At 70.6% G+C, this 21,123-nt stretch carries 14 protein-coding genes; 11 read left to right on the top strand and 3 right to left on the bottom strand.

Annotation, left to right across the window (positions count from 1 at the left end; all coding sequences use genetic code 11):
• Nucleotides 1–378 precede the first annotated feature (378 nt).
• The 6 genes from ACIQE0_RS29040 to ACIQE0_RS29015 all read left to right on the top strand — a co-directional run bounded on the left by ACIQE0_RS29040 (nucleotide 379) and on the right by ACIQE0_RS29015 (nucleotide 9,486).
• Nucleotides 379–2,010, top strand: a complete 1,632-nt coding sequence (locus ACIQE0_RS29040) for a DUF4192 domain-containing protein (RefSeq protein WP_402337744.1) — start codon at nucleotides 379–381, stop codon at nucleotides 2,008–2,010.
• A 212-nt stretch (nucleotides 2,011–2,222) separates the two neighbouring features.
• Nucleotides 2,223–4,199, top strand: coding sequence for a glycogen debranching N-terminal domain-containing protein (locus ACIQE0_RS29035; protein ID WP_402337899.1), 1,977 nt, complete (start codon nucleotides 2,223–2,225; stop codon nucleotides 4,197–4,199).
• 47 nt (nucleotides 4,200–4,246) lie between these two features.
• A complete protein-coding gene (locus tag ACIQE0_RS29030) occupies nucleotides 4,247–5,017 on the top strand; it encodes an NUDIX domain-containing protein (protein WP_402337741.1) in 771 nt (256 codons plus the stop codon).
• Between the two features lie 592 nt (nucleotides 5,018–5,609).
• A complete protein-coding gene (locus ACIQE0_RS29025; protein WP_366331641.1) occupies nucleotides 5,610–6,590 on the top strand; it encodes a FadR/GntR family transcriptional regulator in 981 nt (326 codons plus the stop codon).
• A 400-nt stretch (nucleotides 6,591–6,990) separates the two neighbouring features.
• A complete protein-coding gene (locus ACIQE0_RS29020) occupies nucleotides 6,991–8,538 on the top strand; it encodes an RNA polymerase sigma factor (protein WP_366331640.1) in 1,548 nt (515 codons plus the stop codon).
• Between the two features lie 138 nt (nucleotides 8,539–8,676).
• A complete protein-coding gene (locus ACIQE0_RS29015; RefSeq protein WP_402337738.1) occupies nucleotides 8,677–9,486 on the top strand; it encodes a serine protease in 810 nt (269 codons plus the stop codon).
• Between the two features lie 121 nt (nucleotides 9,487–9,607).
• Here ACIQE0_RS29015 and ACIQE0_RS29010 read toward each other — a convergent pair whose 3' ends face one another.
• On the bottom strand, nucleotides 9,608–9,838 hold the full coding sequence (locus tag ACIQE0_RS29010) for a hypothetical protein (RefSeq protein ID WP_366331638.1): 231 nt from the start codon (nucleotides 9,836–9,838) through the stop codon (nucleotides 9,608–9,610).
• Between the two features lie 444 nt (nucleotides 9,839–10,282).
• Here ACIQE0_RS29010 and ACIQE0_RS29005 point away from each other — a divergent pair, with 444 nt between their 5' ends.
• The 4 genes from ACIQE0_RS29005 (at nucleotide 10,283) to ACIQE0_RS28990 (ending at nucleotide 14,931) form a co-directional block, all read left to right on the top strand.
• Nucleotides 10,283–12,403: a DNA topoisomerase IV subunit B gene (locus tag ACIQE0_RS29005; protein ID WP_366331637.1), complete on the top strand. Its 2,121-nt coding sequence runs from the start codon at nucleotides 10,283–10,285 to the stop codon at nucleotides 12,401–12,403.
• Nucleotides 12,404–12,561: 158 nt separating this feature from the next.
• Nucleotides 12,562–13,050, top strand: coding sequence for a DUF1453 domain-containing protein (locus ACIQE0_RS29000; protein ID WP_366331636.1), 489 nt, complete (start codon nucleotides 12,562–12,564; stop codon nucleotides 13,048–13,050).
• A 31-nt stretch (nucleotides 13,051–13,081) separates the two neighbouring features.
• The gene (locus tag ACIQE0_RS28995) at nucleotides 13,082–14,248 is read left to right on the top strand and encodes a sensor histidine kinase (RefSeq protein WP_402337733.1); all 1,167 of its coding nucleotides are present in this window, start codon (nucleotides 13,082–13,084) and stop codon (nucleotides 14,246–14,248) included.
• Nucleotides 14,245–14,931 carry a response regulator gene (locus tag ACIQE0_RS28990; protein ID WP_384100004.1) on the top strand — a complete coding sequence of 229 codons (687 nt, stop codon included), beginning with the start codon at nucleotides 14,245–14,247 and terminating at the stop codon, nucleotides 14,929–14,931. Before ACIQE0_RS28995 ends, ACIQE0_RS28990 begins: the two co-directional genes overlap by 4 nt.
• 616 nt (nucleotides 14,932–15,547) lie before the next feature.
• Here the strand turns inward: ACIQE0_RS28990 and ACIQE0_RS28985 are convergent.
• Nucleotides 15,548–16,558: a sucrase ferredoxin gene (locus ACIQE0_RS28985; RefSeq protein ID WP_402337729.1), complete on the bottom strand. Its 1,011-nt coding sequence runs from the start codon at nucleotides 16,556–16,558 to the stop codon at nucleotides 15,548–15,550.
• Nucleotides 16,559–17,049: 491 nt separating this feature from the next.
• On the opposite strand from ACIQE0_RS28985, the gene ACIQE0_RS28980 reads away from it, so the two are divergent.
• Nucleotides 17,050–18,162, top strand: a complete 1,113-nt coding sequence (locus ACIQE0_RS28980; protein ID WP_402337726.1) for a CobW family GTP-binding protein — start codon at nucleotides 17,050–17,052, stop codon at nucleotides 18,160–18,162.
• A 225-nt stretch (nucleotides 18,163–18,387) separates the two neighbouring features.
• Here the strand turns inward: ACIQE0_RS28980 and ACIQE0_RS28975 are convergent, their stop codons facing one another.
• Nucleotides 18,388–20,832 (bottom strand): DNA topoisomerase (ATP-hydrolyzing) subunit A, encoded by a 2,445-nt coding sequence (locus tag ACIQE0_RS28975; protein WP_402337723.1) that lies wholly within the window; start codon nucleotides 20,830–20,832, stop codon nucleotides 18,388–18,390.
• Between the last annotated feature and the right edge of the window lie 291 nt (nucleotides 20,833–21,123).

The following is a 21,123-nucleotide window of genomic DNA, read 5'->3' as shown; positions in this document are numbered from 1 at the left end:
CGGTCGGGGCGAGGCGCGAACCGAGACCGGACACCCCACGGGTGACCACTCCTCTCGCGAGGCGTACGAGGAGTCCAAGGAGTCCTCGTACGCTCCGCGAGGCCTGCCGGTCCGCATGGTGGAGGCCGGATGGCGGGGGTGGAAGACACCGCGCGCTGTTCTCTCTATGAAGGGTGCAGACCGGCCGATAGGCGCTCCGTCCCATGCTCGGGGCCGGCCGCTCCGGCACGCAGGTCTTGTTGGCCTTGTCGCTCATGTCGCCAGGCAACCCGATGCCACCGCCATCGCGCCAACTCCCGCCGCAGGCTGTGGAAAACGACCGCCGCGAGTTATCCACAGGGGTCGCGGAACGCCGCTCGGCCGCGGGATCTTCGCACCATGAATCCGCACAGCGAACCGCACCAGCCCGGCATCGAAGCCCCCCACCTCCACGACCACACCGCCGACCACCGCACTGCCGAGTACGCCGACACCCCCAACCAGAGCGCTCCCGACACGGGCGACCCCGCCTCCTCGTCCGCGCCCACGGTGGACACGGGCCCGCCCGGCGGCCGTGACGACACCCCGCCCACCCCGTACGACCCGCCCGGCCCCGCCCTCTCCTGCAGCGCCGACGACCGACCCACCGACTCGGCTGTCCCCGACGACTCCACGGCAACCACCGCCCCGCCCGGCCTCGCCGATCCGTCCACCGAGCCGCAGGTCATTCTGCGTGGCTCCGCAGACCTCGCCGACGCGCTGCCCTACCTCCTCGGCTTCTATCCGGACGACAGCCTCGTGATGGTCGCCCTGCACGGCGAGCGTGCCCGCTTCGGCGGCCGCCTCCGACTCGGCATTCCCACCGACCCGTCCCATTGGCCCGATGTCAGCGACCAACTCGCCGACTGTCTGATCTCCGGTGCCCGCAAGCGCGCCGGCCGCCTCGTCGGCATCCTCGTCTTCCTCTGCCAGGAACCGGCACCGGGCGAGAGTGGCCAGGACGTCAAGGAGCGTCTCCGCCCCCTGGCCCAGCGACTGCGCACCGCCTGCGGCTCCCTGGACGTCCCGGTCCTCGAAGCCCTCTGCCTCTCCAACGGCCGCTTCTGGTCCTACTGTTGCCCCGACTACCGCTGCTGTCCCGCCGACGGCACCCCCTTGCTCCTTCCCGGCACGTCCGTGATGGCAGCGGCCGCCGCCTACGCCGGCATGCCGGTGCGCGGTTCGCTCAAGGAGATGGAAGCCCGCCTGGCGCCCCGCATCGGGCCGCGGGGCGCCGACCAGGAGAAAGCACTGGACGACGCGGCGGCCGCCCTCCTGCCGCGGATGCTCCGACCGGACCACGCCGCCGGCGTCCGACGGGACACCCTCGAACTGGCCGACGCGATGATCCACCGGTTCCGCCAGGACACCCCCGCCGGCAGCAACCGCGCGAGGGACGCCTGCGACGACGCGCTGATCACCGACGCCGAGGCCGCCACCCTCATCCTCGGCCTCCAGGACCGCGCCACCCGCGACCGGGCCGCGGAATGGATGGACGGCTCCGATGCCGCGGCGGCCCTCCGGGTCTGGCGCGCCCTCGCCCGCCGCTGCGCCGGCGGCTACGCCGAATACGCCGCGGCGCCCCTGACCCTCGCCGGCTGGGTCTGCTGGTCCATGGCGGACGGCCCCTCCGCGCGTGTGGCCCTCAGCCGGGCCGTGACCACCGATCCCGACTGCCTCTTCGCCCAACTGCTGCACCGCGCCCTCAATGAGGGCCTGGACCCCGAGCCGCTGCGCCGCTGCCTGCGCCAGCAGCGCGAGGAGGCCGAGACCCCTGGCGATGCCGAGACCACCGGTGAAGCCGAGACCACCGGTGAGGCCGAGGCGGCCGCACCGGCCCGGCGGCAGCCGGTGCAGCGACCGGCACCGTCGCGGCAGGGAAGCACCGTCCGTCCCCGCGGCTCCCGGGGTGGCACGGGCCCCGGCTCCCGCACGACCGGAGCCTCGGGCGCCCGCCGGGCCGGGAAGGGCGGTGACCGAAGTCGACGGTGAGGGCACGGGGCACGGTGCGGTCGGCGTGACCTGGGCGACGGCCGCACCGTTCACCTGGGTGGCGCAGGCCGTCCGGAGCCCGACCTCACCAGGGAGCGCAGAGCGTGCCAGGGATTCCCACCACCCCGCCGGCCCACCGGCCCACCGGAGACCGGCGCGCCCCGGCGGCCCGGATCCCCCAGCCCCAGCCCGTCCACGCGGCGCTGGTCTGCATCGCCCTGCCGTCGCTCACCGTGTCGTCCAGTACGGGACAGTTGACCGGTCAGGGCCTGGACGGCTGCTACCGCGACGGCCGACGGGTCCTCTCCCGCTGCGAGGTGCGGACCGCCGGCGGTGAACTGTTCCCGGTCCAGGGGCGGTTGATCGCCGCGGACCGTGCCCAGTTCACCGGTGTGATCCGCCGGTCCGGCGAGCGGGGGCCGGACCCGGAGATCCGGATGGAGCGGCTGCGCTGCGCCGACGGCACCGAACGGATCACCTTCCACAGCAGCGCCACCCGGTCCATCCGGCTGCCGGTCGAGATCCACCTGGGCACCGACCTGGCAGACCTCGGCGCCGTCGCCGTCGGGCTCCCTGGTCCCGAACTCCGCGCCGCCGTCCACGGATCCGGTCTGCGCTGGTCGGGCCGCGGAGCCCATGCGGTGGTGACCGCCATCCCCACGCCCCAGGACGCCCTGGCCTCCGCGGGTCTGCTCCGCTGGGAACTGGACCTGCCCCCCGGCGGCCGGCACACGCTCGAACTCCGTCCCCGCCTGGAACACTGCGCGGCCGGTCCGGGCGGGGACACCTCCGTCCCCGTCCCGCGCACCGGGCCCGCCCGGTCCCGTACCCGCAGCGAACGGCCGCCGCGCTCCTGGTCCGCAGCCCGCCTGGAGTGCGACGACCACCGCGCCGACGCCCTCCTGGCCGGCAGCCTCGACGACCTGCACGGCCTGCTCATGCGCGATCCCGCTCTGCCCACGGACGTCTTTGTCGCCGGCGGCTTCCCCTGGCGCTGCGGCCTGGCCCCGGCGGACGCCCTGTGGGCGGCCCGGATGCTGCTTCCTCTCGGCACCCGGCTCGCAGCCGGCACCCTGTGCACCCTCGCCCGCACCCAACAGATCGCCCCAGGGGCGGATTTCGGCCGTATTCCCGGCCCTCTCCGGGACGCCGGGCCGCACGCCCCGCCCGACTGCACCGGCATCGAGGCGACGCTCCTCTTCCCGACGGTCCTCGCCGAGGCCCGCCGCTGGGGCCTGCCCGACCACGAGACCGAACGGCTGCTGCCCGCCGCCGAACGCTGCCTCCAGTGGCTCCGCACCGCCACCGACCCCCGGGGCGGTGACCGCGGCGGCTACCTCCCCGACCCCGCACCGGATGGCCCGTACCGCTGCGAGACCCAGGCCCACGCCCATCGCGCCGCGGTCCTCGGCGCCGATCTCCTCGACGCCTGCGGATCTCCTGGTGCCGACGGGCTCCGCGACTGGGCGGCGGAGTTGCGCGCCCGCTTCCGCACGGACTTCTGGCTGGAGGACCGAACCGGCGGCCGCCCCGCCGCCCTGCTCACCAGCGACGGCCGCCCCGTACCGCACCTTGGCGCCGGCGCCGCCCACCTCCTCGACACCGGCCTGGTCGGCGGCGGAACCTACGCCCCCGGCCTGCTGAACGCGCTCCAGACCGACCAACTGTCCAGCCTGCTCCGCGGCCCCGCCATGGACTCCGGATGGGGCCTGCGCGGACTCGGCGCCAAGGAGGGCGGCTACAACCCGTTCGGCCACCGCAGCGGAGCGGTCCGCGTCCACGAAACCGCCGTCGCCGCCGCCGGACTGGCCGCCGCCGGTCGCGACGCCGCCGCAGGCGCCCTGGCCAAGGGGCTCCTCGACGCCGCTGAGAGCTTCGGTCACCGCCTCCCCGAGATGTTCGCGGGCGACCAACGCACCGCCGGCGGCGTCCCGGTTCCGCACCCGGCGGCCTGCCGTCCCGCGGCTGTCGCCGCCGCCGGCGCGGTGCACATACTCATCGCCCTCGCCGGGCTACGTCCTGATGTCCCCGCCGGGACGGTCGCCGTCCGCCCGCTCGGCACCGCCCCGCTCGGCGCGATGCAACTGACCGGACTCACCCTCGCCGAGCAGCCCTTCGCGGTACGCGTCAGCCGGCTCGGAATGGGGATGGTCGAGGAGGCCGCGGACGGTCTGCAGCTGAGGTCGTGAAGGACGCAACGCCTGTTTATCGTCAGGCGGACGACTATGATCGCGACATGCCTCCCTACGACCCGTCGGCCTTCCCGTCCTTTGCTGTCACCGTCGACCTGGTCGTGCTCACCGTGCGCCGCCACGCCCTGTGTGCGTTGGCCGTTCGCCGTGGTGAGCCGCCGTTCCAGGGCCGCTGGGCCCTGCCGGGCGGTTTCGTCCGGGCCGACGAGGACCTGGCGGAGGCGGCCGCTCGGGAGCTCGTCGAGGAGACCGGCCTGCACGCCTGCCCGCCCGAGGGCACCCCGCCGCCGGCGTACGGCGCGCACCTCGAACAGCTCGCCACCTACGGCGCCCCCAAGCGCGACCCCCGCATGCGTGTGGTCAGCGTCGCGCATCTCGTCCTCGCCCCCGATCTGCCCGCTCCCCGGGCCGGCGGCGACGCCCACAGCGCCCGCTGGGCCCCCGTCGAAACCCTCCTGGACCAGGACGGCAACGCCCACGCCCGCGAAGGCGAGCTGGCCGCCCCACTGGCCTTCGACCACGGCCGCATCCTCGCCGACGGAGTGGAGCGCGCCCGCTCGAAGATCGAATACTCCTCGCTCGCCACGGCCTTCTGCCCGCAGGAGTTCACCGTCGGCGAGCTGCGCCGCGTCTACGAGGCGGTATGGGGCGTCGCACTCGACCCCCGCAACTTCCACCGCAAGGTGACCGGCACCCCCGGCTTCCTGGTCCCCACCGGCGGCACCACCACCCGTCAGGGCGGCCGCCCTGCCCAGCTCTTCAGCGCCGGCGGCGCGACCCTGCTCAACCCGCCGATGCTGCGACCGGAGGTCTGACCACCACCCGCGCCCGCATCACCACGCCAGGCATGCAGCCCCCATGGCGTCAGCGAGCCGCCTGTGAAGTCACCGCCCCCGGTGACTTCACAGGCAGACACGACACCGGTGACGACCTCGCGGGCCCGATCCGCACGGTGACTTGGCGTCGTCGATGCCCCGACGACTTCGGCCCTCGCCGCAACGCATCAATTCCCGCGCATCCTCACGACCACCACCGGGCTCGTAACACCCATCCCGCCAACTCCCTTGCCCGCCGGATTCACTGACCGCCGAACGTTGCTCCGCGCGTTGCAGCGCACAGCACTGATCCGTCCCATGAAGGCAGCCCTCCTCGCCTTCCGGAAGCGGCCCGGTCGCGACGCCCATGACACCGCTGACACCCCAACCCCTGGGCTGTGCAAGGGTGTTGATCGCCCTGCCCTCGGCTGTACTTGTGTGTTCACCGTGCTAACGGGCAAGGGGTGCCGGCCGGCCAAAAAGCCCGTTTCCAGGCCCAGTTGTTGCACCCCTTGCCCACAACTCGCCGCCGAAAGCGCGTTTCTTTCCGATAAAGCGTCAATTGCGAGATAACGGGCGATCACCCTTTCGTGTGCTTTTCACCAAAGACCTCAAGGCCGTTCAAGGCGACGCCGACAAAGGATGCGTGAGTACCCTTGCGCACACCATGATGACCGCGGCTCGCCCCGGCGATACCGGCCTCGCAGGCCCGGGCGAGCTTGACCGCTACCCCTACGCCAACGCAGCCAACGCGACCGGCCAGGACCGCGCAGAGCGCGTCTCGTCGGTCTGGGAAGGCACCGAGGCAGACATCGGCCGGGTCGGCCGGCGCGCGGCGGGTAACCGCGGCCGCGGACTCCACGGCCAACTCGTCCAGCAGCTCGGCCAGATGATCGTCTCCGGCGATCTCGGCGCCGACCGCCCGCTCGTCCCCGAGGAGATCGGCCAGCGCTTCGAGGTCTCCCGCACCGTCGTCCGCGAGTCACTGCGCGTCCTCGAAGCCAAGGGCCTGGTGAGCGCCCGCCCCAACGTGGGCACCCGGGTGCGCCCGGTCAGCGACTGGAACCTCCTCGACCCCGACATCATCGAATGGCGCGCCTACGGGCCGCAGCGCGACGACCAGCGCCGTGAGCTGTGCGAGCTGCGCTGGACGATCGAGCCGCTCGCCGCCCGGCTCGCCGCCGGACACGGTCGTGAGGACATCCAGCAGCGGCTCGCGGACATGGTCGAGATCATGGGCCACTCCGCGGCGCAGGGCGACACCATGACCTTCTCGCGCGCCGACGCCGAGTTCCACACCCTGCTTCTCCAGCTCGCCGGCAACCGCATGCTGGAGCACCTCGCGGGCATCGTCACCTCCGCCCTGCACGTCTCCGGCGGGTCCGGCGGCTGCGAGCGGCCGGTCGAGGCGTCGGTGGGTCAGCACATGAGGGTCGTCGACGCCATCGGCTCCGGCGACGCCACCGCCGCCGAATCGGCGATGCGCCAGCTCCTCGCCGGCCACGGCGAGGCCGGCGGCCAGGGCGCAGGGGCGCCCGTGGACCACGTCGTCCCGGCGCCGCGCGAGCACTGAGGGCTCGCACCCGAGCACGTGCGGACCGTGAGCGCCGTGCAGCCTCGTGCCCCTACGCCTCTGGCGAGGACGCGCCGTACGCGCCGAAGGAGCGCAAGATCGCCGGATCCGGGACGACGACCGGATCCGGCGGAATGCTTTGGGAGGATTGCACCGCATATGACGGGGAAGGGGCTGTTATGGGGTGTGACTCGGGCCACGCAGATTGGCCGTAACGCTCTCCGGGGAAGCGCGATGACGTAAGAGGTGATAGCCGAGGAGGGAATACGAGCGGCGTTCGTGACGCTGTTCAACTCCCCGGTTGCCCCTGCGCCGTCGGTCCATCCCCACCGGCGGTCGTCGGCTCCGACCCACAGTGGACGGGGTCGGAAGCCGTTTCCATCGTTCCGAGAGGTTGTTCGTGTCGGCCAGCACATCCCGTACGCTCCCGCCGGAGATCGCCGAGTCCGAGTCTGTGATGGCGCTCATCGAGCGGGGAAAGGCAGATGGGCAGATCGCCGGCGATGACGTGCGTCGGGCCTTCGAGGCTGACCAGATTCCGCCAACCCAGTGGAAGAACGTTCTGCGCAGCCTCAACCAGATCCTCGACGAGGAGGGTGTGACGCTGATGGTCAGTGCCGCAGAGGCGCCCAAGCGCACCCGCAAGAGCGTCGCAGCGAAGAGTCCGGCGAAGCGCACCGCCACCAAGACCGTCGCGGCCAAGACCGCCACGGTGAAGAAGACCACCACCGCGTCGGCCGCCTCCATGGCGGACCCGGCCTCCGGTGAGTCCGAGGCCGCACCTGCGAAGAAGGTCGCGGCGAAGAAGACGACCGCCAAGAAGACGGTCGCGAAGAAGACCACGGCCAAGAAGGCCACCGCCAAGAAGGCCGGGTCCAAGAAGGACGTCGACGACCTGCTCGACGACGACCTGACCGAGGAGACCCCGGCGCCCGGCAAGGGTGAGGCCGCCGAGCCCGAGGGTGCCGAGAACGCCGGCTTCGTGCTGTCGGACGAGGACGAGGACGACGCCCCCGCCCAGCAGGTCGCCGCGGCCGGCGCCACCGCCGACCCGGTCAAGGACTACCTCAAGCAGATCGGCAAGGTCCCGCTGCTCAACGCCGAGCAGGAGGTGGAGCTCGCCAAGCGCATCGAGGCCGGTCTGTTCGCCGAGGACAAGCTCGCCAACAGCGACAAGCTCGCGCCGAAGCTCAAGCGTGAGCTGGAGATCATCGCCGAGGACGGCCGCCGGGCGAAGAACCACCTTCTGGAGGCCAACCTCCGACTGGTCGTCTCCCTGGCCAAGCGGTACACCGGCCGCGGCATGCTCTTCCTGGACCTGATCCAGGAGGGCAACCTCGGTCTGATCCGCGCGGTCGAGAAGTTCGACTACACCAAGGGCTACAAGTTCTCGACCTACGCGACGTGGTGGATCCGCCAGGCCATCACCCGCGCCATGGCCGACCAGGCCCGGACGATCCGCATCCCCGTCCACATGGTCGAGGTCATCAACAAGCTGGCGCGCGTCCAGCGCCAGATGCTCCAGGACCTGGGCCGCGAGCCCACCCCGGAGGAGCTGGCCAAGGAACTGGACATGACCCCCGAGAAGGTCATCGAGGTCCAGAAGTACGGCCGCGAGCCGATCTCCCTGCACACCCCTCTGGGTGAGGACGGCGACAGCGAGTTCGGTGACCTCATCGAGGACTCCGAGGCGGTCGTCCCGGCCGACGCTGTCAGCTTCACGCTCCTCCAGGAGCAGCTGCACTCGGTGCTGGACACCCTCTCCGAGCGCGAGGCCGGCGTCGTCTCCATGCGCTTCGGCCTCACCGACGGCCAGCCCAAGACGCTCGACGAGATCGGCAAGGTCTACGGCGTCACCCGCGAGCGGATCCGGCAGATCGAATCCAAGACGATGTCGAAGCTGCGTCACCCGTCGCGGTCCCAGGTGCTGCGGGACTACCTCGACTAGCCCCAACGGCTCCGATCGCCCTGCGAGCCCGGTCCTCCACCCCGGTGGAAGGCCGGGCTCGCGGCCGTCCGGGTGCGGGGCGCGCCCGTTTGGGTCACCCTGGGTGAGCGACCACTGTCCTGGAGTCAGGAGTCCGTCATGCGCCCGACCGTCCGAGCAGCCCTCGGTGCCCTCGCGCTGATCCTCGCCGTGCCGGCCCCGGCGGTCGCGGACGAGGTGGTGGTCGGGGGAAAGCCCGTCAGTCCCGCACAGAGCCCCTGGGTGGTGGCTCTGGCCTCGCATCAGCGGTTCGGGAGCAAGCGCTCCGGACAGTTCTGCGGTGGCGCGCTGGTCGGGCACGCGACGGTGGTGACGGCTGCGCACTGCCTGGGGCGGGAGGTCCTCGGGCTGCCCTGGCGGAGTGTGAAGGACCTCAGGGTCGTCGTGGGGCGCAGCAACCTCTCCGGCAAGGGCGGTCAGGAGGTCAAGGTCGCCAAGGTGTGGGTCAATCCGCGCTACAACACCTGGACCAATGCGGATGACATGGCCGTTGTCACCCTGGTGAAGCGGGTCTCGAACCAGCCGATCCCGATAGCGAGGCGGAACGATGGCGCCTATGCCCCCGGCGGCGTGGCCACGGTCTACGGATGGGGCGACATGACGGGTGACGGCAGCTACGCATCACGGCTGCGGTCGGCGAGAGTGAACGTCCTGAGTGACGCGGTGTGCGCGCGGGCCTATCCGGGCAGCGCCGATGGGACGTACAAGGCGGCCTCGATGGTGTGCGCGGGGGAGGCCAAGGGCGGGCGCGATGCCTGCCAGGGGGACAGCGGTGGGCCGCTGGTGGTGAACGGGCGGCTGGTGGGGCTGGTGTCGTGGGGCACCGGCTGTGGGCGCCCGGGCAGCCCCGGTGTCTATACGCGGGCGTCCGCGCTGCTTCCGGCCGTGCTGGCGCACGGCGCCGGCTGAGCGGTGCCCGGGGCCCGGTGCGGGCGGGAGCGCACGAGTGCGGGCGGTCTTCCGGATGATGCCGGGAAGACCGCCCGTCGCACGGCGTGAGCCGCTACTCGCTCGTCGTGGTTGCGAGGTGTCAGCGTTCCTCTTCGGTTGCGGACCTCGGGGTGGCGGTGAGCCGCTCCGTCTCGTCCTGTATTTCCGCGGCGATCTTCTTGAGTTCTGGCTCGAACTTGCGGCCGTGGTGGGCGCAGAAGAGCAGTTCTCCGCCGGACATCAGGACGACGCGCAGGTATGCCTGGGCGCCGCAGCGGTCGCACCGGTCAGCGGCCGTCAGCGGGCTCGCGGGTGTCAGAACAGTAGTCACGTCGCCTCTTCTCTAGCTCGACGAGCTGTCGTACCAGGGTCAACATCCAACCAGGCCGAAAACGTTCCCGCTCGTGCCTTTTCCCCGAAAAAATTCTTCCGAGGGGCCGGGTGCTGCCGGGTGGCGGCGAATGAGCCGTAGTGCGTGGTGGTCTGATTCACGTTGGTTGTTGGAGTCTGCCCTCCCGGCTGGCTTGCCGGTTGTTGATGAGGACGTGCCCGGAGCCTAAATGGTTCATGCCTCGAAGGGAACGTGATGTGCACGTCACCCGGACGTCACCCCAACGAGCGATCGAACGTACGAACGAAATTCTACTACCATGGTCACGCTCATGGGTGGCGTCACATCGGCTCTACTAGGCCTCGGTACCCTCTGACCGGCGACACCGCCACAACCGAGTCCGTGGAATGCGGACTGCCAGAAATTCAGCGAGGAGCGAACCGCGTGACCGCCGAGATGTCCGTGCCGTCCACCGCAGTGCTGACCGGGGCAGACCGGGACGGTTCTAACTACACCGCGCGGCATCTGCTCGTCCTCGAGGGTCTGGAAGCCGTCCGGAAGCGCCCAGGCATGTACATCGGCTCGACGGACAGTCGCGGCCTGATGCACTGCCTGTGGGAAATCATCGACAATTCCGTCGACGAGGCGCTCGGCGGCTACTGCGACCACATCGAGGTGATCCTCCACAACGACGGGTCCGTGGAGGTCCAGGACAACGGCCGCGGCATTCCCGTCGACGTCGAGCCCAAGACGGGGCTCAGTGGTGTCGAGGTCGTGATGACCAAGCTGCACGCAGGTGGAAAGTTCGGCGGCGGGTCGTACGCCGCCTCCGGCGGTCTGCACGGCGTCGGCGCTTCGGTGGTCAACGCGCTCTCGGCGCGGCTGGACGTCGAGGTCGACCGCAGCAGCAAGACGCACGCGATCAGCTTCCGCCGCGGCGTGCCCGGTGCGTTCACCGGGTCCGGCCCGGACGCGTCGTTCGAGCCCGCCAACGGGCTGCTCAAGGGCAAGCGCATCCCCAAGACCAAGACCGGCACCCGGGTCCGCTACTGGGCCGACCGGCAGATCTTCCTCAAGGACGCCAAGCTCTCCCTGGAGACGCTGTACGCGCGTGCCCGCCAGACCGCCTTCCTGGTTCCGGGGCTGACCATCGTCGTCCGCGACGAGCGCGGTATCGATGGCGCCGGGAAGACGGAAGAGACGTTCCGCTACGACGGCGGCATCAGCGAGTTCTGCGAGTACCTCGCGCAGGACAAGGCCGTCTGCGATGTGCTGCGACTGACCGGCCAGGGCACGTTCAAGGAGACCGTGCCGGTCCTGGACGAGCGCGGTCATATGACGCCCACCGAAGTCACCCGCGAGCTGGGTGTCGACATCGCCCTCCGCTGGGGCACCGGCTACGACTCCACGATCAAGTCGTTCGTCAACATCATCGCCACGCCCAAGGGCGGTACCCACGTCGCCGGCTTCGAGCGCTCGGTGGCCAAGACCGTCAACGAGGTGCTCAGGTCCAGCAAGCTGCTGCGCGTCGCCGAGGACGACGTCGTCAAGGACGACGCCATGGAGGGCCTCACCGCCGTCGTCACGGTGCGGCTCGCGGAGCCGCAGTTCGAGGGCCAGACCAAGGAGGTGCTCGGCACCTCCGCCGCGTCCCGGATCGTCGCCCAGGTGGTCAGCAAGGAACTCAAGGCGTTCCTGACCTCCACCAAGAGGGACGCCAAGCAGCAGGCGCGCTCCGTCCTGGAGAAGATCGTCGCCGCGGCCCGTACGCGGATCGCCGCCCGGCAGCACAAGGAGGCGCAGCGGCGGAAGACGGCGCTGGAGTCCTCCTCTCTGCCGGCCAAGCTGGCGGACTGCCGTAGCGACGACGTCGATCGCAGCGAGCTCTTCATCGTCGAGGGCGACTCGGCGCTGGGTACCGCCAAGCTGGCGCGGAATTCGGAGTTCCAGGCTCTGCTGCCGATCCGCGGCAAGATCCTCAACGTTCAGAAGGCGTCCGTTTCGGACATGCTCAAGAACGCCGAGTGCGGGGCCATCATCCAGGTCATAGGAGCTGGATCCGGCCGCACCTTCGACATCGACGCCGCCCGCTACGGCAAGGTCATCTTCCTCGCCGACGCCGATGTCGACGGCGCCCACATCCGCACGCTGCTGCTGACCCTCTTCCAGCGCTACATGCGGCCGATGGTCGAGCAGGGCCGGGTCTTCTCCGCCGTCCCGCCGCTGCACCGCGTCGAGCTGATCAACCCCAAGAAGGGCCAGGACAAGTACATCTACACGTACTCGGACAACGAGCTGCGGCAGACCCTCCTGGAGCTTCAGCGCAAGAACGTCCGTTACAAGGACAGCATCCAGCGCTACAAGGGCCTCGGTGAGATGGACGCCGACCAGCTCGCCGAAACGACCATGGACCCGCGTCACCGTACGCTGCGCCGGATCAACATCGGCGATCTCGAAGCCGCGGAGAAGGCGTTCGACCTCCTGATGGGTAACGAGGTCGCCCCGCGCAAGGAGTTCATCACCAACTCCGCGGCCACTCTGGACCGTTCGCGCATCGACACCTGAGCCGGCCGCCGCCTGGGTACGGGCGCCTCTCCACCCATGGGTGGAGAGGCGCCCGTCGCCGTTTCCACCCGCGTCCCACCCTGGCTCCGATCCGGGGGCGCGGCTGTCTCCGTAGCGTCGGGAACATCGAGATTCACCGTCCCACGGAGGCCCGGACCATGAGCGGCTGGCTCAACATCGCTGTGCTCATCGCGGTTGTCGCGTTCGTCTTCGCGCGGCAGTTCACCGCGCAGCGCATCACGTCGGAAGGCCGGAAGTGGTGGCTGATGCCGGCCATCCTGTTCTTCATGGCGCTGCGCGAGCCAGGCATCCTGGACCCGGCCCATGGCGCCGCCTCCGCGGTCCTCCTGGGCGCGACGCTGCTCATAGGGCTGGCCGGCGGTGCGGCGTGGGCGTGGACCACACATATCTGGACGGACGACAGCGGCGTGGTGTGGACCAAGGGAACCTGGGCGGCGGCCGGTGTGTGGCTCTGCGGGCTGGCCTTGCGCCTGGGCCTCATGGGAGTTGCCGCCCTCCTGGGCGTCCACCAGGGCAGCCCGGCCACCCTGCTGTCCGTGGCGGCGATGCTGCTCACCCGCGCCGGTGTGACCGCCTGGCGGGTCCAGGGGATGCAGCGGACGTACCGTGTCCCTGTCGCGGGCTGAGCCCCTGCGCCGCGCACTGAAAGGACCTCACGTGTCGCCGAATGCCTGGACGAGATGGCCACTGCGGGAGTCGCTCTCCCGTGCGGGCGTCAGCGAGTCCCGTCTCTGGCTCGGCCGCGGTATCCGCATCGCGGTGGTCGCGGGTCTGCTCTGGAGCACCTTCGCGGGCGGATCCTTCTCCGGCTGGGGACTGGCCGCGGCGGGCGCCGTGCTGCTCGTCACCATGCTGGCGTTCTGGGGCCTGTTCCGCATGTCCCTGGCGCGGCGGCTCTGGCCCGCCCTGGGGCTGTACGCCGTACTGGGGGCGGCCGCCTTCGGCTTCCTCCTGGTCGGCGCCCGTCTGCCGGCGATCGTCCTCTGCTGCGCCTGTGCCGTGACGGCGATGGAGCGGCTGCCCCTCAGCGCTGCGGTGCCGTGCTGCGCCGCAGCGCTCGGTGCGTTCGCCGCGGTCAACAAAGGCAGTTGGCTGACCACCACCGTGACCGCCGCGGGCTTGGTTCTCGCCGGCTACGTCGTACGCCTGGACGCCGAGGCGCGCGGCAACGCGCAGCGGCTGCTGGCCCAGGAGCGCGCGGCTCGCAAAGCCGAGACCGAAAGCGCGGCGCTCGCCGAACGGGGTCGGATCGCACGCGAGATCCACGATGTCCTCGCGCACAGCCTCAGTGCGCAGCTGGTGCACCTGGAGGCGGCTCGGCAGCTGATCCAGCGCAGTACCGACCTGGAGGCCGATCGCGAACAGCTGTTGGAGCGGGTGGTGGCGTGCCGTGGAATGGCCCGAGAAGGGCTTGACGGTACGCGTGAGGCCCTCTCCGCCCTGCGTGGGGAGATGGTCCCGGTCGAGGACTTCCTGCGCCGCCTGACGGCCGCTGAGGGTGCGCGGCTGGATGTTGCGGGCATGCCGCGCGCACTGCCCGCGGAGGCGGGACTCGCGGTCCGACGTGTCGCCCAGGAGGCGCTCACCAACGTGCGCAAGCATGCACCGGGGGCCCAGGTGAGCGTGCGCCTGGAGTACGCGGAAGACGAAGTGCGGCTGGTGGTGCGTGACTTCGGGCGACGCGGTACGCCGGGTGAACTCGAACGAAGCGGTTCCGGATACGGTCTCCTCGGGATGCGGGAGCGCGCCGAACTCCTCGGTGGAACGCTGGAGTCCGGCCCTGACGAGGAGGGTTTCGTAGTGCGGTTGCGGGTGCCTGCATGACGGGGCGGACAACGGCGCGGGTGGTCGTGGCCGATGACCAGACGGTGGTGCGCGAGGGAATCGTGATGCTGCTGGGGCTGCTGCCGGGCATTGAGGTCGTGGGTTCGGCCGCGGATGGCGACGAGGCGGTTCGCCTGGTCGCCGAACTCGCCCCGGACGTCGTCCTTATGGACCTGCGGATGCCGCGCTGCGACGGAGTCGAGGCGACCCGTCGCATCCGTACGGAACACCCCGGTACGCAGGTCGTGGTGCTCACCACCTACGCCGACGACGACTCGCTGTTTCCCGCTCTGCAGGCCGGCGCCCGCGGCTATCTCACCAAGGACGCGGACGGCGACGAGATCGTCCGCGCCATCGACGACGTGCTCTCAGGCGAGGCCGGGCTGTCCCCGAAGATCCAACGTCGTCTGCTGGAGCGCCTCGCCGAACCCGCACGAAGCCGTCCCGAACCTCCTGACGAGCCGCCGGACGGGCTCACCGCACGGGAGGTGGACGTCCTGCGTCTCGTCGCGGCAGGGCAGAGCAATCCGGAGATCGCCCGTACGCTGCACGTCTCCACGGCGACGGTGAAGACCCACATCAACAACCTCTTCGCCAAGGCCGGGCTGCGCGACCGGGCGCAGGCCATTCACTACGCCTATCGGCACGGCCTCGCGGAGCCTCCGGGCACGGCGGAGCCGTAGCGCGATGCGGCGCACCACGGGCCTGTCCGGCCAGAGGCACTGTTGAAGGGTGCTGCCGGCAGTTCGTGTGGCGTGTGGTGTCTCGCGCAGGTGGCGTGCTGGGGACTATCCGTGGCCGGAGGCGGGAGCAGAGCCTTGCCGCGCGGACTCACGCCACGGCCGGACGAGGCTCCGTCGTCGGCCTGAGGCAGGGCCGGCGTGGAGTTATCCACAGGCCCTGCGACTGCGGATCGTGCGTGCGTAGCCTCGCAGGGTCAGGTCCGAAGGCCGGTGGTCGGCGCCTCATGGCGGTGACGGTTGCTGCCGAGCGCTGCGTTGCGGCGAGCGCGAGGGACCGGTCTGGGTGCGCGCGGGGGACGGCGTGCGGAGGGGAGTAGGTATGTGGGCTGCGGGAACCGGTGCGGGCGTGTCGGGATCGGTGCCGAGGGACAACGGGAGACGGGCCGCCGTACTGCGAGCTGTGGGGCCGTCGGCTGCTCTCGGGCTGGTCGCGACGCTGGGGCTGGCGTTGGGGGCCGCGCTTGCTTGCGCCGTGTGGGCAGGTGGAGGGCCGGACGGAGGGATGAGGCGCTCCGGGCGAGAGGAGAATACGCCGGAGCCGGATCCGCCTCCGGTTTCAGAGCCGCGGGAGAGCAGGCGGGAAGTGCGGCACCACAACGGCACCGTCCGTGAGCGCGCTGATGGACGTGATCGCCATACGCGCCGGTGGACCGAGCGGCGCACCACAGCTGGCGGGCGCCGGAGCACCATCGGCCCGCTCATCGACCACCACGCGCCAGGCACGCCCGTCGGAGTGCGCAACGGCAACGGCCCAGCTGCGAACGGCGTCCGTCATCGGCCCGCCACCAGGCGTCCGTCCGTGGGCATCGGCCGGTTCGGGCCGCACCGAGTCGGTCCGTACGACGTCGAGTGCGTCCGCGCGCCACTCCCGGATCAACTCCCGGACGGCGAGATCGGCAGCCTGGCCGGGCCGGTCCCACGTCGATCGGCCCCGGCACTGGTCGAGCGCGACGCGGCCACCGCGAGCCGCTTCCACGACATCCTTGACCAGCTGAGCCGAGGCGCGTCCGTAGGCGTAGCCGTAGGGGAGGACGAAGAGGGTGGGGGAGAAGCGGTGGCCACCGATGTGCGTCACCTCCCAGGCCGCACAGCCGTCGGCGGCAAGCTGGGCGGCCAGTGGGCGGCCGAGGAGTGCACAACAGCGGTCCCTTTTGCCGTTGGTGCACACAAGCACCACAGGTTCGCCGGTGTACGGCTCCCAAAGGCCCTGGTGGTCCCCGGCTCCCACGGAGGCGAAGTCCAGCCCGAGCGCGGTGCGAGGGTCGGTGACGGTGGTGGTGCGGATCCAGGAGCGGCCGGGCGAGGTGTGAGCGAGGAACATGCGGCGGCAGGGAGCGCCGTGGAGGTCGGCGTGGCGCCCCGGGCGGCGGATGAGGGCGACGCGTACGCCCGTACCGTCTGCCGCGGCTTCCAGGGCCCGGCCGATGTGCGCGTCGAGGTGGCTGTCCGTCAGCGCCTTTGCTCCCCACGGTCCGGTCTGCTCGATCAGTAGCCAGGTCCGGGCCGTGGCTGCCGTGCCGGCGAGAGGTTCGGCCGCTTCGAGGGAAGCGGTAGCGCATGTGCTCACGAAGGTGAGCCTAACCCGGACCGTGATGCCCGGTTTGCCGGGAGGACGCCGAGGCTCGATGGCAGGAGGTGGTGGTCTGTGCTGCCTCCGGTACGTCGGGGTCGAAGGTGGGGCAGTGGCCGCGGCGCGGTAGCCGGGTGGCGTCGAGCGGAGGGGCGGGCCGGTGGCGTTCGGGATGGGGGCGAAGCCATGATGCGGGTGCATTGGCGTTGTCGGCCCGGGATGGCTGGTGCTGACGTGGCGGGCTCTCGGGCGATCGGTGAGGTGGTTTCGACTTGCAGGGGGCCAAGAGGGCGGTGATCTGCTGCGTGGCGGACCGTTGGCGGTGTGCTCCGCTCATGACTGCCGTCCAGGGGCGTGGTCCGTTCCCCGGGGCTGCACGAGCGGAGCCGTAGGCGGGCCGGGGCCTGGTTGCGGGCGGTCCGTTACGATCGACAGCTCGTCCGCCGCCGGGCCGCGCGGCCCGCCACCCGCACCATGGAGGCGCCCCCTTGGCCACCCAACAGATCCCGGTCGTCGTGCTCGCGGGCTTCCTGGGGTCGGGCAAGACGACCCTCCTGAACCACCTGCTGCGTGCCGGCGACGGCACCCGGATCGGTGCGATCGTCAATGACTTCGGCAGCATCGAGATCGATGCCATGACGGTCGCCGGGCAGGTGGACTCCATGGTGTCGCTCGGCAACGGGTGCCTGTGCTGCGCCGTCGATACCAGCGAGCTGGACACCTACCTTGAGCGGCTGGCCCGCCCCTCCGCCCGCATCGACGTGATCGTCATCGAGGCCAGTGGATTGGCCGAGCCGCAGGAACTCATCCGGATGATCCTCGCGAGCGACAACGAGCGGATCGTCTACGGCGGGTTGATCGAGGTCATCGATGCGGCAGAGTTCGCGGACACTCGTGCCCGGCACCCCGAGCTGGACAGGCATGTCGGGATCGCCGACCTCGTGGTGCTCAACAAGGCGGACCGGATCGCGGACGCGGCGCGTCAGGAACTCATCGGCACGCTTGCGGAGCTTGCTCCGGGCCGGCCGGTGATCTGCACGGCGTACGGGCGGATCGATCCGGAGATGTTCTTCGACCGCGGGCAGGGGGAGGACCGTGACGCGGCCGTCCGCCAGCTGTCCTTCGAAGACCTGCTGCGTGAGGCCTCGGCGCAGGGGACCCCGGGGCAGGGACTCGACGGTGTTCCCGAGCACGACCACGAGAACTGCCACGGCTGCGATCATCACCACTCCGGGCACCTCCACGCTGCGTACGAGAGCGTGGAGTTCACCTCCGTCGAGCCGATGGATCCGCGTCGGCTGATGGAGTTCCTCGACAGCCGCCCCGCCGGCCTCTACCGCATCAAGGGATTCGTCCACTTCGACGTGCCGGAGAACCGCCAGAGGTTCACGCTGCACGCGGTCGGCGACTTCCTGCGCTTCTACCCCGAGCCGTGGCCGAAGGGAGAGGAGCGGTGCACCCAGCTGGTGATGATCGGCAGCGGCATCGATGTGCCCGCGCTGCGCAAGGAGCTGGAGAACTGCCGGCAGGATGTGGCGGCTGAGGCCGATGAGAACAGCATGTGGGGCGTGTTGCGCTACGTGCCCTCGCAGGAGGAATGAGAGCGGTCGGGCGGCGAGCCGTCCGTGCTCCGCGGTACACCGCGGCCTGGTGCGAGGAAGTAGCGCCGTAGGGCATGGAGTTGATGCTGTGGGCTGCCGCCTGTGCAGCACCGCTTGACTCGATATGTCGACCTCCGGTGCGTACAGCCGGCGACGCAACGGACGACGCCGCCGGGGTGGTTGTTCGCCACCCCGGCGGCGTCGTCCGTTCTCGGGCTCTTGTGGTTACACGGGGCCGGCCAGCGTCGTCACCGGCTTGGCCAGGGCCACACCGGAGCCGTCCCGGCGGGGGTCCGGCTCGGGCAGCGGAACCGGCGCGCCCTTGGCGTCAGCGGCCCGTACGGGCGCCGGGCCGGCCCAGGCCATCGTCAGGCAGTCCTCCCCCTTCAGGAACCGCTGGCAGCGGACGCCGCCGGTGGCCCGGCCCTTGCGCGGATACTGGTCGAACGGAGTGAGCTTGGCCGTCGCCACCGAGTCGTCCAGCGTCCCGTGCGACCCGGCGACCGTGAACACCATGGCGTCCACGGCCGGATCCACGGCTGCGAAGGCGATCACCTTCGAGCCCTCTCCCAGCTTGACGCCCGCCATGCCGCCCGCCGGCCGGCCCTGCGGCCGTACCTGCGACGCCGGATAGCGCAGCAACTGCGCCTCGTCGGTGATGAAGACCAGGTCCTCCTCACCGGTGCGCAGCTCCACCGCACCCACGATGCGGTCGCCCTCCTTGAGGGCGATGACCTCCAACTCGTCCTTGTTGGGCGGGTAGTCGGGCACCACGCGCTTCACGACGCCCTGTTCCGTACCGATCGCGAGACCTGGCGAGGACTCGTCCAGCGTCGTCAGGCACACCAGCTGCTCGTCGTCCTGGAGGCTCAGGAACTCCGCGATCGCCGCACCACCGGCGAGATTGGGCGCCACGGTGTCCGGAAGCTGCGGCAGGTCGATCACCGACAGCCGCAGCAGCCGCCCCTGGGAGGTCACCGCTCCCACCTCGCCACGTGCGGTCGCCGGCACCGCCGAGACGATCACGTCGTGCTTGACGCGCTTGGCGTCGGCGTCGAACGACGTCTCCGCCGTGGTGGTCCGCGCCAGCAGGCCCGTGGAGGACAGCAGCACGCGGCACGGGTCGTCGGAGACCTCCAGCGGCACCGCCGCGACGGCGGCCCCCGCCGACTCCTGCAGGACCGTGCGGCGCGGCGTGCCGTACTTCTTGGCGACCGCCGCCAGCTCCCCGGAGACCAGCTTGCGCAGTTCGGCGTCCGACTCCAGGATCCGGGTCAGGTCCGCGATCTCGGCCTCCAGCCGGTCGCGTTCCGCCTCCAGCTCGATCCGGTCGAACTTGGTCAGCCGGCGCAGCGGGGTGTCGAGGATGTACTGGGTCTGCACCTCGCTCAGCCCGAAGCGCTCCATCAGGCGCTCCTTGGCCTGGGCGCTGTTCTCGCTGGAGCGGATGAGGCGGATGACCTCGTCGATGTCCACCAGGGCGGTCAGCAGGCCCTCGACCAGGTGGAGCCGGTCGCGCCGCTTCGTCCGCCGGAACTCGCTGCGCCGGCGCACCACGTTGAAGCGGTGGTCGACGTAGACCTCCAGCAGTTCCTTGAGGCCCAGTGTCAGCGGCTGGCCGTCGACCAGGGCGACGTTGTTGATGCCGAAGGACTCCTCCATCGGCGTCAGCTTGTACAGCTGCTCCAGGACGGCCTCCGGGTTGAAGCCGTTCTTGACCTCGATCACCAACCGCAGGCCGTGCTCGCGGTCGGTGAGGTCCTTCACGTCCGCGATGCCCTGGAGCTTCTTCGAGCCCACCAGGTCCTTGATCTTGGAGATGACCTTCTCCGGGCCGACGGTGAAGGGGAGTTCGGTGACGACCAGCCCCTTGCGGCGGGCCGTGACGTTCTCCACCGTGACCGTTGCACGGATCTTGAACGTGCCGCGGCCCTTCTCGTAGGCGTCCCGTACGCCGCCCAGGCCCACGATCCGGCCGCCCGTCGGCAGGTCCGGACCCGGCACGAAGCGCATCAGGGTCTCCAGATCAGCGTTGGGGTGCTTGATCAGGTGACGGGCGGCGGCGATCACCTCGCCGAGGTTGTGCGGCGGCATGTTCGTCGCCATGCCGACGGCGATGCCGGACGAACCGTTGACGAGGAGGTTCGGGTACGCGGCCGGGAGGGCGACCGGTTCCTGCTCCTGGCCGTCGTAGTTGGGCGTGAAGTCGACGGTGTCCTCGTCGATGGACTCCGTCATCAACGATGTCGCGGACGCCATCCGGCACTCGGTGTACCGCATCGCGGCGGGCGGGTCGTCATTGCCCAGGGAACCGAAGTTGCCGTGCCCGTCCACCAGGGGCACCCGCATCGAGAACGGCTGCGCCATGCGCACCAGGGCGTCGTAGATCGACGCGTCGCCGTGCGGGTGGAGCTTACCCATCACCTCGCCGACGACCCGGGCGCACTTCACGTAGCCGCGCTCGGGCCGCAGGCTCATCTCGTTCATCTGGTAAAGGATGCGGCGGTGTACGGGCTTGAGGCCGTCGCGGGCGTCCGGCAGGGCGCGCGAGTAGATGACCGAGTACGCGTACTCAAGGAAGGAACCCTGCATCTCGTCGACGACGTCGATGTCGAGGATCCTCTCCTCGAAGTCGTCCGGCGGCGGGGTCTTCGTGCTGCGGCGGGCCATCGCGGCTGCGGCTCCTTCTGCTGCGTCTACTGCCGATGTGGGAACTACGCTGTTGGGTCAACGCCCAGGACCGACGCTGAGATCAGCGTTTGACCGGACGGCCGGTGGGCCGACCGGCGAGTTCGATGAGTCTGACGTGGACCATTGTGGACCGCCCCACTGACAACGCTCACGACGACTCCCCCCTTCGCGCTCCGTCGCCGGGCACGGCGCACGTTCGTGGCCATCCTCCCGGGAACTTCGGCAGATGCCGATGCGGTTGCATACAGTGACAGAACTTTCTCTCAAGCG

It is taken from the genome of Streptomyces sp. NPDC093097, from assembly GCF_044754325.1.
Taxonomy (GTDB): Bacteria; Actinomycetota; Actinomycetes; order Streptomycetales; family Streptomycetaceae; genus Streptomyces.
This window is presented reverse-complemented; position numbering and strand designations above follow the sequence as displayed.

Excerpts from the sequence above, each read along its gene's own strand:
- ACIQE0_RS28990 (WP_384100004.1), top strand. The coding sequence starts at position 14,245 with ATGACGGGGCGGACAACGGCGCGGGTGGTCGTGGCCGATGACCAGACG.
- ACIQE0_RS29000 (WP_366331636.1), top strand. The coding sequence starts at position 12,562 with ATGAGCGGCTGGCTCAACATCGCTGTGCTCATCGCGGTTGTCGCGTTC.
- ACIQE0_RS29015 (WP_402337738.1), top strand. The coding sequence starts at position 8,677 with ATGCGCCCGACCGTCCGAGCAGCCCTCGGTGCCCTCGCGCTGATCCTC.
- ACIQE0_RS28975 (WP_402337723.1), bottom strand. The coding sequence starts at position 20,832 with ATGGCCCGCCGCAGCACGAAGACCCCGCCGCCGGACGACTTCGAGGAG.
- ACIQE0_RS29030 (WP_402337741.1), top strand. The coding sequence starts at position 4,247 with ATGCCTCCCTACGACCCGTCGGCCTTCCCGTCCTTTGCTGTCACCGTC.
- ACIQE0_RS29040 (WP_402337744.1), top strand. The coding sequence starts at position 379 with ATGAATCCGCACAGCGAACCGCACCAGCCCGGCATCGAAGCCCCCCAC.